Genomic DNA, 14,799 nt, shown 5'->3' on the forward strand with positions numbered 1-14,799 from the left:
TCACTGTACGGCTTGCCAGACCGCGAAGGGGACGTCGATCTCGTCGCGGCTCAGGCCGCCGTTCTCGTAGCGGACGGACGGATCCGGGAGCGGGAACCTCGGTGAGGCGGCCACCGCGACGACCGGGCCCGCCTCCGGCTGGGGCAGACCGAGATCGGTGGCGTGGTGCACGGTCGCCGTGTCGCCCAGAGTCGTTGCCACCCGGTCGAAAACGGCCTCCAGGCGGTCCGCCTTCGGGTAGAGCCACCGCGTGCGTCCCGCGCCGCCGGAGGGGATCACGCACTCCTCGCGCACGATCGCGTCCCAGGCCTCGACGAGTTCCGGGTCGGGGTCGACGGCGACCATGCCGTGGTCCGAATGCGCGACGACGGTCCAACCCTGTGCGGCCCAACGGGAAGCGTGTGCGTCCAGACGCAGCATCGCCTCGTGCACCGACTCGTCGTAACCGTGGCGGCGCACGTGATCGCCGATGTTGACGTAGGTCCAGAGGAACCTGGCGTCCTTGAGCGCCTTGTCGAGATCGGCGACGACGTTCGCGACCAGCAGCGGCGGGTCCTCGGCCTGCGCGGTGAGTTTGTGCAGGGCGGGCGCGGGTATCCGGGTGGACCCGCGCAACAGCGCCTGCGCCCAGGTTCCTTCGAGCAGGTCGAGCTCGCGGGCCAGCACGGTCGCGCCGTGCCGTTCCAGCACCGTCGTCAGGGTCGGGATCGCCGGCATGCCGTTGATGGCGTGCACGAGGCCGGAACCGTTGCGGTACACCGTTCCCGGCACCCGGTGGACGTCGGCGGGGACGCCCGTCAACGCGGTCAGCAACGCCGTCGCGGACGTCGACGGCACCGTCGAGGACAGCGTGGAGACGGAGGCGGACAGCCACGACTGTTTGGCCACGTCCGAGGAGAGACCGTGCACCGCCAGCACGATTACGCCGGAACGAGCCTTGCCGAGGGCGTGTTCGAGCCGGGAAGGTATCTCCGCCAGTGACATTCCGTGACTGTAACGCATCTCATCAGGGCAAGATTGCGCGTTCGGGTGCTGAGTTCCGCACAATGGCTGCCGATGAGGTAAAGAACACTTGGTGGAAGGAAGGTGGCGGATGTCGGTCGGAGTTCTGGACGTCGGGTGCTTCAGCGCACACCTGGTGGTCGTGGAACGAGACCTGATGCGTCCGCTGGTGTCCCACAAGGTCCGGCTGCGGCTGGACCGGGAACTGGACTCCGCCGGGGCCATCAGCCGCGAGGGCGTCGACTCGCTCTGCGCCGCCGTCCTGGCCGCCCGCAAGAAGGCGGGCGACGTTCCGTTCCTGCCCTTCGCCACCTCGTCCGTGCGCGACAGCTCGAACTCCGCCGAGGTCATCCGCAAGGTCGCCAGACGCACCGGCGTGGATCTGAAAGTGTTGTCCGGCAAGGAAGAAGCACGTCTCTCGTACGCCGCGGCCCGGCACTGGTTCGGCTGGGGCGCGGGCCCCATGGTCGTGCTGGACGTCGGCGGCGGCACCGTCGAACTGGCCGCCGGCTCCGGGACGGAACCCGAGCGCGCGGTGTCCTTGCCTTTGGGGGCAAGGACTTTGACCCGCACCGGCCTGACCGTCACGGACATGCGCGCCGAGGTGGCCGAGCGGCTCGCGTCCGCGTTCCCCTGGGGTGAGAGCGCTCGCGCGGTCGGGTGCTCGAAGGTGTTCGAACAGCTGGCCCGCCTCGCCGGCGCGCGCAACGGCACCTACGCGCCGCGTCAGTTGCGGCTCAAGGACCTGGAGAAGTGGATTCCGCGCCTGGCGAAGCTCTCGGTGCGCGAACGCGCGGCTCTGCCGGGGATTTCCCGCCACCGGGCCCAGCAGTCGCTGGCGGGCGCGGTGGTCGCGGAGGGGTTGATGAAGGTGTCCGGCCACGACGTCGTGGACATCTCGCCGTGGTCCACCAAGGAAGGTCTGTTGCTCTCGCTGGTGGAGCGCTCTCGCGCGCGGAACTCGTCCGCCGCCTAGAAGCTCTTCAGCGCGGTGACGGCGTCGTTGACATCGTTGAACAGCAACAACAACTGGTCGACGGCCGTCATCTCCAACGGACGCAACACGATCCTGGTGTCGCTGACGACGCCGAACCTGATGCCGAGCTCGTCGGCCTGGTGCTGGGTCTCCACGAGCGCGCGAATCCCCTCGGATCCGAAGAAGCGCACTTCCCGCAGGTCCACGACCAGTGCGGGCGGCTTGCGGTCGAGCAACTCGGCGAGCCTGCTGGTCACCGGTGCCGACGACATCATGTCGATCTCACCCGTGAGCGAGACGATCGGGATGGATTGGACGTAGGTAGTTCTCTGTCGAAGCTGGTTCATAAGGACTCCCGTCCGCACCGACCGTACGCGTCATCGCCGGACTGTCACAACCTGAACGGGCTTTCACCAGGTCTTCAGGCCTCCAGCTGAGCCCAGACCACCTTGCCGCCACGCTGCGGCGTCGTGCCCCACCGGACACTCAGCGCCTGCACGAGCTGCATGCCCCGCCCGCGTGCGCTGCTGGGGTCCACGGGTCTGAGCTGAGGCAGCTTCGACGACTCGTCGTGCACCTCGACGAGCATGCCGCCTGCCTTCCGGCTGACCGTCAGTGTGATCGGTCCCTCACCGTGGTCGATGCCGTTGGACACGAGCTCCGTCACGACGAGCTGCGCGTCGTCGGTGAGGTCCTCGGACAACTCCCACGAGGCAGCGGCCTCGCGCACCACCTGACGTGCGCGAGCGCACGAACCGCCCTCGGCGGTCAGGATCACCCGCACCTCTGCCAGTGGGTCGTTCAACACAAGGCGCATCGTCGCACATCCGGCGCGCCGTTCGGATCTTTCAGCCCCCCGGTGGTCGCATGGTCGAGCCCCGTGCTGCACGATTTGGGTCGCACGAGTCGGGCGTGGCGGAAGGAAACGGCGACGATGGAGCTCAACGTCGGCAGCGAGGTCCAGCGGGGATGGCGTGTGCTCGCCGTCGCCGGGGAGCTGGACATCGACACCGTGCCTTTGCTGTCCGCACGGCTTGATTCGGATGTCACCGGGGTTCATGCGGTGCTGGATCTGTCCGAACTGGCGTTCATGGACTCGACCGGGCTGGCGTTGGTGCTGGACTGGCATCGGCGGTTGGCCGAGGGTGGGGGGCAGTTGCGGGTCGCTGCTGCTCAGGGGCCGGTTCGGCGGTTGTTCGAGTTGGCCGATGTGGCTGAGGTGCTGAGTTTGCACGAGTCGGTGGATGTGGCTGTGCAGGAAGCTGTCGACTCGGCTCGATAGGGGCTGTCCGCGGGTCGGCTTGCGTTGGCATGGTCGCGTTCCAGCGGGGTGGTCGCCTGCCGTGCGATCAGTCATCTTGCGAGGGTGGTTGCGTGGGCTTTACCGAGCCGGTGCCATTCATCGCCGCTTCGCGACGATAGCGATTGGGGCTTGACATTGAGCCTCTAGCGAGATGCATTATCGGCCTTAAAAGGCCGGGCATAAGTGCCCGGCCGATGTCTTCAACGGTAGCATCTCGCACTCAATGTCAAGCCCCAATCGCCGGGGTGGTTGCGTCATCACCGCTGATCAGGCTGGCATGGTTCACACGCCTCGGCTTCGCCATTGCGTTGGTCAGGCCTCTCCGGATACGCCCAGGTAATAGGCGATGAGCCGGATTAGGTGTTCTGTGTCCACTGGCTTCGTCACGTAGTCGGTGGCGCCTGATGCCAGGGACTTTTCTCGGTCGCCCTTCATCGCCTTCGCGGTGACTGCGATTACCGGGAGGTCGGCGTAGCGTTCCATTGCGCGGATGGCCGATATCGTCGCGTTGCCGTCGAGCTCGGGCATCATGATGTCCATCAGGACGATGGCCACGTCGTCGTACTGTTCGAGGGCTCGTACGCCCGTGATGCCGTTGTCGGCGTAGATGGCCTCTAGGCCGTGTAGTTCCAGCACGCTCGTGAGGGCGAAGACGTTGCGCAGGTCGTCGTCCACCACGAGGACCTTCTCGCCGTGGAAGCGCATTGCGCCCGAGGCGGCCAGCACCGGGGCGGGCATGACGATCGGGGTCGGTTCGGGCAGGACGAAGCTGTCCGAGATGACCTTGCCCAGGGGGAGGCAGAGCGTGAACGTCGAGCCGATGCCCGGTTCGGAGCGGACGCGCAGGGCGCCGTTCAGGAGTTGAGCCAGTTCGCGGCTGATTGATAGGCCCAGGCCCGTGCCGCCGTACTTGCGGGACGTGGTGCCGTCCGCCTGCTGGAAGGCCTCGAAGATGACGGCGAGTTTTTCCGCCGGGATGCCGATGCCGGTGTCGTGCACGTCGAACGCCACGGTGGACGGGTCGTCCATGCGCACGTGCAGGCGGATGCCGCCGTCGTGGGTGAACTTCACGGCGTTGGACAGCAGGTTGCGCAGGATCTGCTGGAGCCTGTGTTCGTCGGTGTGCAGGGTTTCCGGCACGTTCGGGTCCACGCGGACGGAGAACTCGAGGTTCTTCTCGGCCGTCAGGGGGAGGCAGAGGGTCTCGACGTAGCGGACGAGTTCGTCCAGGCGGACCGGGTCCTCGTGCAGTTGCATGTGGCCCGCCTCGACCTTGGTGAGGTCGAGGATGTCGTTGATGAGCTGCAGCAGGTCGGAGCCGGACGAGTGGATCGTGCGGGCGAACTCGACCTGCTTGGCGTTGAGGTTGCCGTCGAGGTTGTCGGCGAGCAGCTTCGCCAGGATCAGCAGGGAGTTGAGAGGCGTCCGGAGCTCGTGGGACATGTTCGCCATGAACTCGGACTTGTACTTCGAGGCGGTCTGGAGCTGGCGGGCCCTGTCCTCGAGTTCCTCGGAACCGGCGCGCAGTTCGGTGGTGAGGCGCTGGGACTCGACCAGCAGGGCGTCGGTGCGGGAGTTGGCGAGCAGCGTGTTCACGTTGACGCCGATCGCCTCCTTGAGCTGGTCCAGGAGGTCGAGGTGGACGTCGGAGAACTCGTTCAGGGACGCCAGCTCGATCACGCCGAGGGTCTCGCCCTGGAACAGGATCGGCAGGATCACCAGGTTGACCGGGGCCGACTCGCCCAGCGCCGAGGAGACGGTCAGGTAGCCGCCGGGGACCTGGGTGACCAGGATCGTCTTCTTCTCCAGCGCCGACTGGCCGACGAGTGACTCGCCCATGGCCACGTGGGTCGTGCGGGCGGAGTCCAGCCGGAAGCCGTAGGAGGCGGTGAGCTCCAGCATCTGCTTGGAGTCGTCCTCCTCGATCTGGAAGAACGCGCCGTGGTGGGCGCTGACCAGCGGCGTCAGCTCGCTCATGATCAACGACGCCAGTGCGCGCAGGTCGCGGTGGCCCTGCATGAGGCCGGACAGGCGGGCGAGGTTGGTCTTGAGCCAGTACTGCTCGCGGTTGGCGCGGGTGGTCTCCTTCAGGTTCGCGATCATCTGGTTGACGTTGTCCTTGAGCTCCGCGAGCTCTCCGGACGCGTCGACGGTGATCTGCCTGGTCAGGTCGCCCGCGGTCACGGCGGTGGCGACGGCCGCGATCGCGCGGACCTGGGTCGTGAGGTTCGAGGCGAGCTGGTTCACGTTGTCGGTCAGCTTCGACCACGTGCCGGCGACTCCGTCGACCTCGGCCTGACCACCGAGCTTGCCCTCCGTGCCGACCTCACGGGCGACACGGGTGACCTCGTCGGCGAACGAGCTGAGCTGGTCGACCATCGTGTTGATGGTGGTCTTGAGCTCCAGGATCTCGCCGCGCGCCGAGACGTCGATCTTCTTCGTCAGGTCGCCCTGCGCGACGGCGGTGGTGACCTGGGCGATGTTGCGGACCTGGTTGGTCAGGTTGTCCGCCATGAAGTTCACCGAGTCGGTGAGGTCCTTCCACGTGCCGGCGACACCGGACACGCGCGCCTGGCCGCCCAGGATGCCCTCCGTGCCGACCTCACGGGCGACACGGGTGACCTCGTCACCGAACGCGCGCAGCGTGTCGACCATGCCGTTCAGGGTCTCGGCCAGGGCCGCGACCTCGCCCTTCGCCTCGACGGTGATCTTCTTCGAGAGGTCGCCGGTCGCGACGGCGGTGGCGACGGCGGCGATGTTGCGGACCTGGTTGGTGAGGTTGTCCGCCATCAGGTTGACGTTGTCGGTCAGGTCCTTCCACGTGCCGGCGACGCCCTGCACGCGGGCCTGACCGCCCAGCCGTCCGTCGGTGCCGACCTCACGCGCGACACGCGTGACCTCCTCGGCGAACGACGAGAGCTGGTCGACCATCACGTTCAGCGTCGACTTCAGCTCGAGGATCTCGCCCCGCGCGTCGACGGTGATCTTCTGCGACAGGTCGCCGTTCGCGACGGCGGTGGCGACGTGCGCGATGTTGCGGACCTGGTTGGTCAGGTTGTTCGCCATGAAGTTGACGTTGTCGGTCAGGTCGCGCCACGTGCCCGCGACGCCCGGCACCGTCGCCTGACCGCCCAGCCGGCCCTCGGTGCCGACCTCGCGGGCCACGCGCGTGGCCTCGTCGGCGAACGAGCTGAGCTGGTCGACCATCGTGTTGATGGTGGTCTTGAGCTCGAGGATCTCGCCGCGGGCGTCGATCGTGATCTTCTGCGTCAGGTCGCCGCGCGCGATGGCGGTGGTGACCGAGGCGATGTTGCGGACCTGGGTCGTCAGGTTGTTCGCCATGACGTTCACCGACTCGGTGAGGTCGCGCCACGTGCCCGCCACCCCCGGCACCTGCGCCTGACCACCGAGGCGGCCGTCCGAACCGACCTCCCGCGCGACACGCGTGACCTCGTCGCCGAAGCTCGACAACTGGTCGACCATCGTGTTGATCGTGGTCTTGAGCTCCAGGATCTCGCCGCGCGCGTCGACGGTGATCTTCTGGGTCAGGTCGCCGAGCGCCACGGCGGTCGTGACCTGGGCGATGTTGCGGACCTGAGTGGTCAGGTTGTCCGCCATGAAGTTCACGTTGTCGGTGAGGTCGCGCCACGTGCCGGCGACACCGGGCACCTTCGCCTGACCACCGAGCTTGCCGTCCGTGCCGACCTCACGGGCCACACGGGTGACCTCGTCGGCGAACGACGAGAGCTGGTCGACCATCGTGTTCAGCGTGTTCTTCAGCTCCAGCATCTCGCCGGAGACGTCCACGGTGATCTTCTGCGTCAGGTCGCCGTTCGCCACCGCCGTCGCGACCTGGGCGATGTTGCGGACCTGGTTGGTCAGGTTGTTCGCCATCGAGTTCACGTTGTCGGTCAGGTCGCGCCAGGTGCCGGCCACGCCGGGCACCTTCGCCTGACCGCCCAGCCGTCCGTCCGTGCCGACCTCACGGGCGACACGGGTGACCTCGTCGGCGAACGACGACAGCTGGTCGACCAGGCCGTTCACCGTCGACCCGAGCGTGGCGAACTCACCGCGCAGCGTCTGGTCCGACATGCGCTTGGTCAGGTCGCCCTCGGCGACGGCGGCGAGCACGCGGCTCAGCTCGCTCGTCGGCCGCATCAGGTCCTCGACCAGGCCGTTCACCGAGTCCGCGATCAGCGACCAGCCACCGGCGGTGCCCGCGGGCGCCACCCGTTCGGTGAGCCTGCCCTCCTGGCCCACCGCCTGGCGGACCCGGCCCAGCTCACCGGCGAGCCACTGGTTGCGCTCCGCGATCTCGTTGAACACGTCCGCGAGGGCCGACACGGGCCCGTTCCCCGGCACGACGAGCCTGCGGCGGAAGTTGCCGTCCCGCAGATCTCTCATGGCGGAGAGAACCCGATCGAGGGTCGCGTCCGTCTCTTCGTTGGCCGTGGTCACTCCAAGCCTCCGTGCCTCGGTGGTCGCAGCCAAGCCTGCCACGTTAAGTTGGGAGCGAGGTAACTTGATGCCGCGATGCACGCCAACTACCCGCAGGAGGCCGTGATGATTCGGCCGGCTGCGCTGGGCGACTGCCGATGAGCAGCGCCGTGGGGATCGATCTCGAAGGCTGGCAGCGGCTCGTGGACGGGCTGCGCGAGGCCGTCTTCGTCGTGGACCCGGCCGGAGTCGTGCGGGTGCGCAACGCCGCGGCCGCCGACCGGTTCCCGAGGCTCGGTCTCGGCGGGCACTTCGACGTGCACGTCGCGGGCCGCCAGCACGACCTCGGCGAGGGCTGGAGTGCCTGGTACTTCACGGACTCCACGCTCGACCACGCCCATCTGCGGCTCGCCGGCGGCACGTCGCGGGAACTGACCCTGAGGACGATCGTGCAGCTCGCGGCGGAGTTGCTGGGCGAGCACTGCGTCGCCGTGGTGCCCGCCACCCGTGATCGGCTCGAGTGGTGGCGGTGCGGAGGCGGCGAACCGACGGTCGTGCGCACGCCGCGCAGGGCCTCGGAGATCTCCGAGGTGCTGACCGGTACGGCGGCGCTGACCAGGATCACCACTTTGGGTGAAGGCAGCTGGGGCGTGCCGGAGGACTTCGGCTGCGCGCTGGCCGTGCCGCTGGGCGTCGGCGGCGCGCTGGTCGTGGCGCGCAAGGGCGACTTCGCGCCGAACGACGTCGAACGAGTCCGGCTGTTCGGCAAGCACGCCGCCACGGCGCTGGAGTCGTCGTCGAAGCTCACCGAGCAGCAGCGGACGATCGACGTGCTGCGCTCGGCGTTGCTGCCGTTGCCGCTGCCCGAGGTGCGCGGTGTGACGATGGCCTCGGTGTTCATCCCCGCCCACCAGCGGGCGATGGTCGGCGGCGACTTCTACGACGTGCACCCGCGCACGGACGGCTCGGCGACGTTCGCGCTGGGCGACGTCTGCGGCCACGGCCTGGAAGCCGCGGTCCACAGTGGACGTGTCCGGCAGTCCCTGCAGGCGCTGTCCCTGGTCGAGACGAACCCGGTGCGGCTGCTGCACCTGCTGAACACCTCGTTGCGCGCCACCGGTTCGAAGCTCTTCACCACGATCGTCGTCGGCGAACTGGTGCCGCTGGCGAGCGGGGGAGCGCGGCTGTCGCTCGCGTCCGGCGGCCATCCCGCGCCGATGATCCTGCGGGCGGACGGCAGCGTGCACGAGGTGAGCGCGACCGGTGCGATCGTCGGCATCCTGTCGGACGTCCGGTTCTCCGGCGAGCAGGTCACGCTGGCGCCGGGGGACACGCTGGTGCTGTATTCCGACGGGTTCACCGAGGCCCGTGCGCACACCGATCGCACGGAGTTGTTCGGCGAGCAGCGACTGCGGGCGGTGCTGAAGGAGTGCAAGGGACTGTCGGCGGAGGAGATCGCGCGCCACTGCGAGCAGGTCGTGCTCAAGTGGCTCGACCGGGACGACCACGACGACCTGGCGTTGCTGGCTGTCCAGGCCGTGTGAGTGAAATTCCCGGTACAAGCGTTCATCATCCGTTCGTTTGCCACGCAAGCTTGACCGGTTGAGATCTGCGCATGTCCCACTCTCACGATCACTCGCACGGTGATCACACGCACCACGAGGTCGAGCCCGTTGAGGGCAGCTGGCTCGACCCGGCGGACGACCGGCCGTCGTCGGTCGAACGCCGCAAGTTCCTGGCGGGCCTGGGCATCGCGGCCGGCGCCGTGGGAGCCGTGGCCGCCGGCACGGGCAAGGCCGAAGCGCACGTCCCGGTCAACCCGTGGGGCGGGGGTGAGCGCTGGTACTCGGGTGATCACCACATCCACACCCAGTACTCCGACGACGGCCAGTACACGATCGCGCAGCAGGTCGGGAAGGCGCACGAGTTCGGCCTCGACTGGGTCGTGATCACCGACCACGGTGGCGTCGCGCACCAGAAGTTCTCGATCGACCAGATCACGCCGGACATCGAGCGCGTTCGCCGTTCCCAGCGCGACGTGCTGGTCTACCAGGGCCTCGAGTGGAACATCCCCGGCGCGGAGCACGCCACCGTGTTCATGCCGCCCGGCAAGAACACCGTCGACATCCTGAAGGCGTTCGAGCTGTCCTACGACGGCCGCATCGCGAACAACACCGAGTCGCTCGCCCTGGCCGCGCTGCGGTACCTGGAGGCGCAGGTCCTCTCCGGACGGACCGAGATCGCGCTGATGTTCGCGAACCACCCGTCCCGTCGTGGCGTGGACAGCCCGCACGAGATCCGCGGCTGGCGTGACGCGGCACCCGGTGTCGCGGTGGGCATGGAGGGCGCGCCCGGTCACCAGGCCGCGGGCCTGCCGAAGTCCGCCGGCGGCCCCGGCCGTGCGCGCGGCTACTACGACACGGCCGCCCCGCTGCCGGAGTCGTTCCCCGGCTATCCGCCGGAGTCCTACCGCACGCACGGCGGTTTCGACTGGATGACCGCCAAGGTCGGCGGCCTGTGGGACTCCCTGCTCGCCGAGGGACGCCCGTGGTGGATCACCGCGAACTCCGACGTGCACCAGGTCTTCAACGACACCCTGACGCCGGGCAAGCAGGACTACGCCACGACCGGCTCGAAGGGCGAGCCGGTCGACTTGGGCGTCAAGCAGACCGGCTACGGCGACTTCTTCCCCGGCCAATACGGCGCGAACGTCGTCGGCGCGCGGTCGAAGTCCTATGTGGACATCATGCGCGGCCTGCAGTCGGGCAAGGTGCTGACCGTGCACGGCCGCCTGGTCGACGGCCTGGAGCTGCGCGTGCGGTCGCGCGACGACCTGCGCGGCGTGACGCTGGGCGGGCGGACGTTCGTGCGCCGCGGCGGTGACGTCGAGATCACCATCGAGATCGACCGCGCCGACGGCCCGAACTTCTCCGGCTCCAAGCCCGTGCTGGCCAAGGTCGACCTGATCTCGGGGCCGGTGACCGGTCCGTCGGTGGACCGCGACCTGTTCCTCGCGCCGGAGACGACGGTCGCGAAGACGTTCGAGGTGCCGCGCACGGGCAAGATCCGGTTCACGCACACGTTCAAGAACGTCGAGCGGTCGTTCTACCTGCGGCTGCGGGGAAGTGACGGCAAGCGGCTCACCTCGTCCGGTGACCCTGTGGTCGACGAGCTCGCGAACTCGGACCCGTGGGCGGACCTCTGGTTCTACGCCAACCCGGTGTTCGTGGACGTGATCTGAGTCCTGTGAGGACTAGGTTGGTCGGGTGTCCATGAAGCGCGAGCCCGACCGCCTGGTCCTCTTCACCGACGCGGTGGTCGCCATCGCGATCACGCTGCTGGTGCTGCCGTTGGTGGAGATCACCTCGGAACCGGGCTCCGAGCCCGCGAGCGAGCTGGTCGCCCACCACTGGCCGCAGATCTTCAGCTTCCTGCTGAGCTTCGCGGTGATCGCGCACCTGTGGTTCACCCACCACCGGCTGTTCGAGAACGTGAAGCAGTACAACGGCACGCTGGTGACGCTGAACATGGCCTGGCTGCTGACGATCGTGATCCTGCCGTTCCCGACCGAGCTCGCCGGCCGGCCGGGCGAGGACCACTTCACGCAGTTCTTCTACATCGGCACGATCACCGTCAGCAGCGTGTTGCTGACGGCGATCACGCTGCTGGTGCACGCCAACCCGGAGCTGGCCGTGGAGGCGCGCGGGCTCTCGTGGCCGGTGGTGCTGCGGGCCGTCGCCCCGACCGTCGTGCTGGTGATCGCCCTCGTGCTGTCGCCGTTCATCAGCTACTGGGGTCTGCTGCTGTTGCTGGTCAGCCCTGTGGTGCAGCGGATCCGATGACCGACAGCAGCTGCAGCTTCTCGTAGCTCTCGGTGCCGGGCGTGGCGGTGTAGACCAGCAGGAAGTGGTTCTGGTCGGGATCGAGCAACGTCTGGCACTGCAGTTCCAGCGCGCCGACGCTCGGGTGGACGTACCGCTTGAACTCCTTGGGGCGCAGGCCGATCTCCTGGGCGTCCCAGACGGTCCGGAACTCCTCGCTGCGGGCGAGCAGGAGATCGGTGTAGTGCGCGGCGCGGGAGCCGGGGCCGTGCCGGGTGAGGGCCTCGCGCAGGCCCGAGGCGAACATCCGGCCGAGGAACTCGTGGTCGGCGGGGTCGTACAGCGCGCGGGCCGCCGGATCGGTGAACCAGCGGTAGCCGAGGCTCCTGGCCGGACCGGTGTGCCGGGTCGAGTCGCCGGTGAGCGCGATGCCGAGCGGGGTCTGGCGCAGCGTCTCGCCGAGCTCGGTGACGATCTCGGCCGGGGTGTCCTGCAGGCGGTCGAAGATGCGCGCGAGGCCGGGGCTGACGTGCTCGCTGAGCGAGCCGCGGTTCGGCGGGCTGTGGCCGGCGAGCCGGAACAGGTGGTCGCGCTCGTCCAGTGACAGGTGCAGGCCCTGGGCGATCGCCGCGATCATCTGCTCGGACGGATGCGTCCCGCGTTCCTGTTCGAGGCGCGCGTAGTAGTCGGTCGACATGTTGCACCGGGCGGCGACCTCCTCGCGGCGCAGCCCGCTGGTCCTGCGCCGCGGTCCGCGCGGGAGTCCGATGTCCTCCGGCTGCAACGCCTCCCTGCGGCGCCGCAGGAACGCCGCCAGGCCGGCTCGGTCGATCGCCACGTCGGCTCCTCTCGTCTCCCTGATTTCTAACGTGCGCGCGCTGCCGTAGCCACGGAGCGAGAGGTCCTGGATGCGGGCATCCTGGTCCGGCCACTGTGGAGGACAACACCACCACGAGCAGGGGAGTGCGCGATGAGCAGGAAGTTCGACGTCGAGATCCCGGACCTGACCGGCAAGCGGGCCGTCGTCACCGGCGCCAGTGACGGGGTCGGGCTCGGCATCGCGGGACGGCTCGCGGCCGCCGGGGCCGAGGTCGTCCTGCCCGTCCGCAACCAGCGCAAGGGCGAGGCGGCGATCGCCACGATCCGGCGGCAGACGCCTCAGGCGAACGTGTCGTTGCGCTCGCTCGACCTGTCGTCGCTGCGTTCGGTCACCGCGTTGGGGGACACGTTGCTGGAGGAGGACAAGCCCGTCCACATCCTCGTCAACAACGCGGGCGTCATGACCCCGCCGGAGCGGCAGACGACCGCGGACGGGTTCGAGCTGCAGTTCGGCACCAACCACCTGGGCCACTTCGCCCTGGTCGCGCATCTGCTGCCGTTGCTCAAGGCCGGTCGGGCGCGGGTGACCTCGCAGATCAGCATCGCCGCCAACCAGAACGCCATCAACTGGGACGACCTGAACTGGGAGCGTTCGTACAGCGGCGGCAAGGCCTACAGCCAGTCGAAGATCGCCTTCGGCCTGTTCGGGCTGGAGCTGGCGAGGCGCAGTGAGGCGGGCGACTGGGGCATCACGAGCAACCTCGCCCATCCCGGCGTGGCTCCGACGAACCTGCTCGCGGCCAGGCCCGAGGTCGGCCGCTCCAGCGACACGGCGGGCGTGCGCGTGATCCGAGTCCTGTCCTCGGTGGGTGTCCTCGGCACCGTCGAATCCGCCCAGCTCCCGGCCCTGCTCGCCGCGACGGCACCCGATGCCGGGGTGTTCTACGGCCCGAGCCGCTTCGGTCACCTCAGCGGGCCGCCCGCCGAGCAGGCGCTCTACAGCCGTCTGCGCGGCACGAACGAGGCCCAGCGGGTGTGGCGGGTGTCCGAGGAGCTGGTCGCTAGCGGACTCCGTGCGGGCGGAACTGGACGCTGATCCGCGGCCCGACGACCTTCGAGGTCTTCGGGATGGCGTGCTCCCAGGTGCGCTGGCACGAGCCGCCCATCACGAGCAGATCGCCGTGCCCCAGCGCGTACTTGTGCGTCTCACCGCCTCCGCGCGGCCGCAGCAGCAGGGCCCGCGGGGTGCCCACGGAGAGGATCGCGACCATCGTGTCCTCGGTCTGGCCGCGGCCGATCGTGTCGCCGTGCCAGGCCACGCTGTCCCGGCCGTCGCGGTAGTAGCAGAGCCCCGCGGTCGTGAACGGCTCGTTCAGTTCGGGCAGGTAGTGCTTCGAGAGCGCCTCGCGGGCCGTGGTGAGAACGTCGAACGGCAAGGTGCCGCTGTAGAAGCAGAGCAGGCGCGGCACGTCGACCACGGCGTCGTACATCTGACGGCGTTCGGCACGCCACGGCACCTCGTCGACGAGCTGGTCGAACAACGCGTCGGCGCCCGCCAGCCAGCCCGGCTGCACGTCGATCCACGCACCGTGGCCGAGTTCGGTGCGGCGCGGGGCGAGCGGGGCCAGTTCCGGCTCCGCCTCCAGGTCGAAGAGTGATCCCTGGCGCATGGACCGCAGCATAATCGAACAGGTGTTCTATGGCCAACGAAGGTCGTTCGTAGCTGATAATGGCGGCATGACTGGGGATGACGACGAGGCAGTGCAGGTGGAGCGAACCACCAACATCATCAGCGGGACAGTGTTCGGCACCGTCGTGCAGCTGGGAAGCGTCAACGGCAACGTCGTCTTCCCGGAACCGAAGGCCTCCGCCGACTAGGGCTTCAGCACGGCCCACACGGCGTCCGCGACGATCTCGCGGGCCTCGGCCAGGTCGAACACCCCGAGCAGGAACCGGCGGACCGACTCGTGCGCCGGTCCCATCGCCACGGGCTCCAGCGCCCACGGCGGGACCGTGCGCAGGTCGCCGGACGCCATCCGGTCGCTGAACCAGGCCAGCACCGGCGCGAACTCCGCCATCTTGGCCGCCGGGTCGGCGTGGTCCGGTGCGGCGTAGAGGAAGCGCGCCCGGCTCGGGTTCGCCATGACCCAGTCGAGGTAGCTCAGGGTCAGTGCGCGCACGCCTTCCTCGGCTGACCCGGTCTGCAGCGCGGGCAGCATCGCGGCGACGCACCGGGCGTAGCTGTCGGCGTAGAGCTGCGCGAACACGCCCCCGCGGCTGCCGAAGTGGTGGTAGATGCTGCCGTTGGACATGCCCGAGCGCTCGGTCAGCGCCGCGATCGTGACGGCGTCGAGGCCGCCTTCCTCGACGAGCCGCAGTGCCGCGTCGAGGAGAGACTGTCGTCGGTCGGACATGAGGGTTAGAGTACCGCTCTGGAGCGA

At 68.7% G+C, this 14,799-nt stretch carries 14 protein-coding genes; 7 read left to right on the forward strand and 7 right to left on the reverse strand.

Annotated features, from left to right (window positions below; genetic code table 11):
• A complete protein-coding gene (locus tag ACH413_RS18530; RefSeq protein ID WP_360034653.1) occupies window positions 1-984 on the reverse strand; it encodes a hypothetical protein in 984 nt (327 codons plus the stop codon).
• Window positions 985-1,093: 109 nt separating this feature from the next.
• On the opposite strand from ACH413_RS18530, the gene ACH413_RS18535 reads away from it, so the two are divergent.
• Complete coding sequence (locus tag ACH413_RS18535; RefSeq protein ID WP_360034650.1) at window positions 1,094-1,978, forward strand: exopolyphosphatase; 885 nt, start codon at window positions 1,094-1,096, stop codon at window positions 1,976-1,978.
• Here ACH413_RS18535 and ACH413_RS18540 read toward each other — a convergent pair.
• Entirely contained in the window at window positions 1,975-2,325 is a 351-nt protein-coding gene (locus ACH413_RS18540; RefSeq protein WP_360034647.1) for an STAS domain-containing protein, read from the reverse strand. The genes ACH413_RS18535 and ACH413_RS18540 overlap by 4 nt on opposite strands.
• Before the next feature lie 74 nt (window positions 2,326-2,399).
• Window positions 2,400-2,795 (reverse strand): ATP-binding protein, encoded by a 396-nt coding sequence (locus tag ACH413_RS18545; protein ID WP_360034644.1) that lies wholly within the window; start codon window positions 2,793-2,795, stop codon window positions 2,400-2,402.
• 117 nt (window positions 2,796-2,912) lie between these two features.
• Between ACH413_RS18545 and ACH413_RS18550 the strand changes: the two genes are divergently transcribed.
• Complete coding sequence (locus tag ACH413_RS18550; RefSeq protein WP_093604022.1) at window positions 2,913-3,260, forward strand: STAS domain-containing protein; 348 nt, start codon at window positions 2,913-2,915, stop codon at window positions 3,258-3,260.
• A gap of 333 nt (window positions 3,261-3,593) precedes the next feature.
• Here the strand turns inward: ACH413_RS18550 and ACH413_RS18555 are convergent, their stop codons facing one another.
• Window positions 3,594-7,739 (reverse strand): HAMP domain-containing protein, encoded by a 4,146-nt coding sequence (locus ACH413_RS18555; protein ID WP_360034641.1) that lies wholly within the window; start codon window positions 7,737-7,739, stop codon window positions 3,594-3,596.
• A gap of 137 nt (window positions 7,740-7,876) precedes the next feature.
• Between ACH413_RS18555 and ACH413_RS18560 the strand changes: the two genes are divergently transcribed.
• The 3 genes from ACH413_RS18560 to ACH413_RS18570 all read left to right on the forward strand — a co-directional run bounded on the left by ACH413_RS18560 (window position 7,877) and on the right by ACH413_RS18570 (window position 11,560).
• Complete coding sequence (locus ACH413_RS18560) at window positions 7,877-9,262, forward strand: PP2C family protein-serine/threonine phosphatase (RefSeq protein WP_360034638.1); 1,386 nt, start codon at window positions 7,877-7,879, stop codon at window positions 9,260-9,262.
• 71 nt (window positions 9,263-9,333) lie between these two features.
• Window positions 9,334-10,959, forward strand: a complete 1,626-nt coding sequence (locus tag ACH413_RS18565; protein ID WP_360034635.1) for a PHP domain-containing protein — start codon at window positions 9,334-9,336, stop codon at window positions 10,957-10,959.
• A 31-nt stretch (window positions 10,960-10,990) separates the two neighbouring features.
• Window positions 10,991-11,560 (forward strand): TMEM175 family protein, encoded by a 570-nt coding sequence (locus ACH413_RS18570; protein ID WP_360035132.1) that lies wholly within the window; start codon window positions 10,991-10,993, stop codon window positions 11,558-11,560.
• Here the strand turns inward: ACH413_RS18570 and ACH413_RS18575 are convergent.
• Complete coding sequence (locus ACH413_RS18575; RefSeq protein WP_360035129.1) at window positions 11,532-12,371, reverse strand: helix-turn-helix transcriptional regulator; 840 nt, start codon at window positions 12,369-12,371, stop codon at window positions 11,532-11,534. The two genes, ACH413_RS18570 and ACH413_RS18575, sit on opposite strands and share 29 nt — an antisense overlap.
• 138 nt (window positions 12,372-12,509) lie before the next feature.
• On the opposite strand from ACH413_RS18575, the gene ACH413_RS18580 reads away from it, so the two are divergent.
• A complete protein-coding gene (locus ACH413_RS18580) occupies window positions 12,510-13,454 on the forward strand; it encodes an SDR family oxidoreductase (RefSeq protein WP_360034633.1) in 945 nt (314 codons plus the stop codon).
• Here ACH413_RS18580 and ACH413_RS18585 read toward each other — a convergent pair.
• The gene (locus ACH413_RS18585) at window positions 13,420-14,028 is read right to left on the reverse strand and encodes an alpha-ketoglutarate-dependent dioxygenase AlkB (RefSeq protein ID WP_360034630.1); all 609 of its coding nucleotides are present in this window, start codon (window positions 14,026-14,028) and stop codon (window positions 13,420-13,422) included. The two genes, ACH413_RS18580 and ACH413_RS18585, sit on opposite strands and share 35 nt — an antisense overlap.
• Before the next feature lie 67 nt (window positions 14,029-14,095).
• Here ACH413_RS18585 and ACH413_RS18590 point away from each other — a divergent pair, with 67 nt between their 5' ends.
• Complete coding sequence (locus ACH413_RS18590; RefSeq protein ID WP_360034627.1) at window positions 14,096-14,236, forward strand: hypothetical protein; 141 nt, start codon at window positions 14,096-14,098, stop codon at window positions 14,234-14,236.
• Here ACH413_RS18590 and ACH413_RS18595 read toward each other — a convergent pair.
• Window positions 14,233-14,772 (reverse strand): TetR/AcrR family transcriptional regulator, encoded by a 540-nt coding sequence (locus tag ACH413_RS18595; protein WP_360034624.1) that lies wholly within the window; start codon window positions 14,770-14,772, stop codon window positions 14,233-14,235. The two genes, ACH413_RS18590 and ACH413_RS18595, sit on opposite strands and share 4 nt — an antisense overlap.
• Window positions 14,773-14,799: the final 27 nt, after the last annotated feature.

This window comes from Lentzea sp. NPDC020367 (assembly GCF_044387305.1).
In the GTDB taxonomy this organism is placed as follows: domain Bacteria; phylum Actinomycetota; class Actinomycetes; order Mycobacteriales; family Pseudonocardiaceae; genus Lentzea.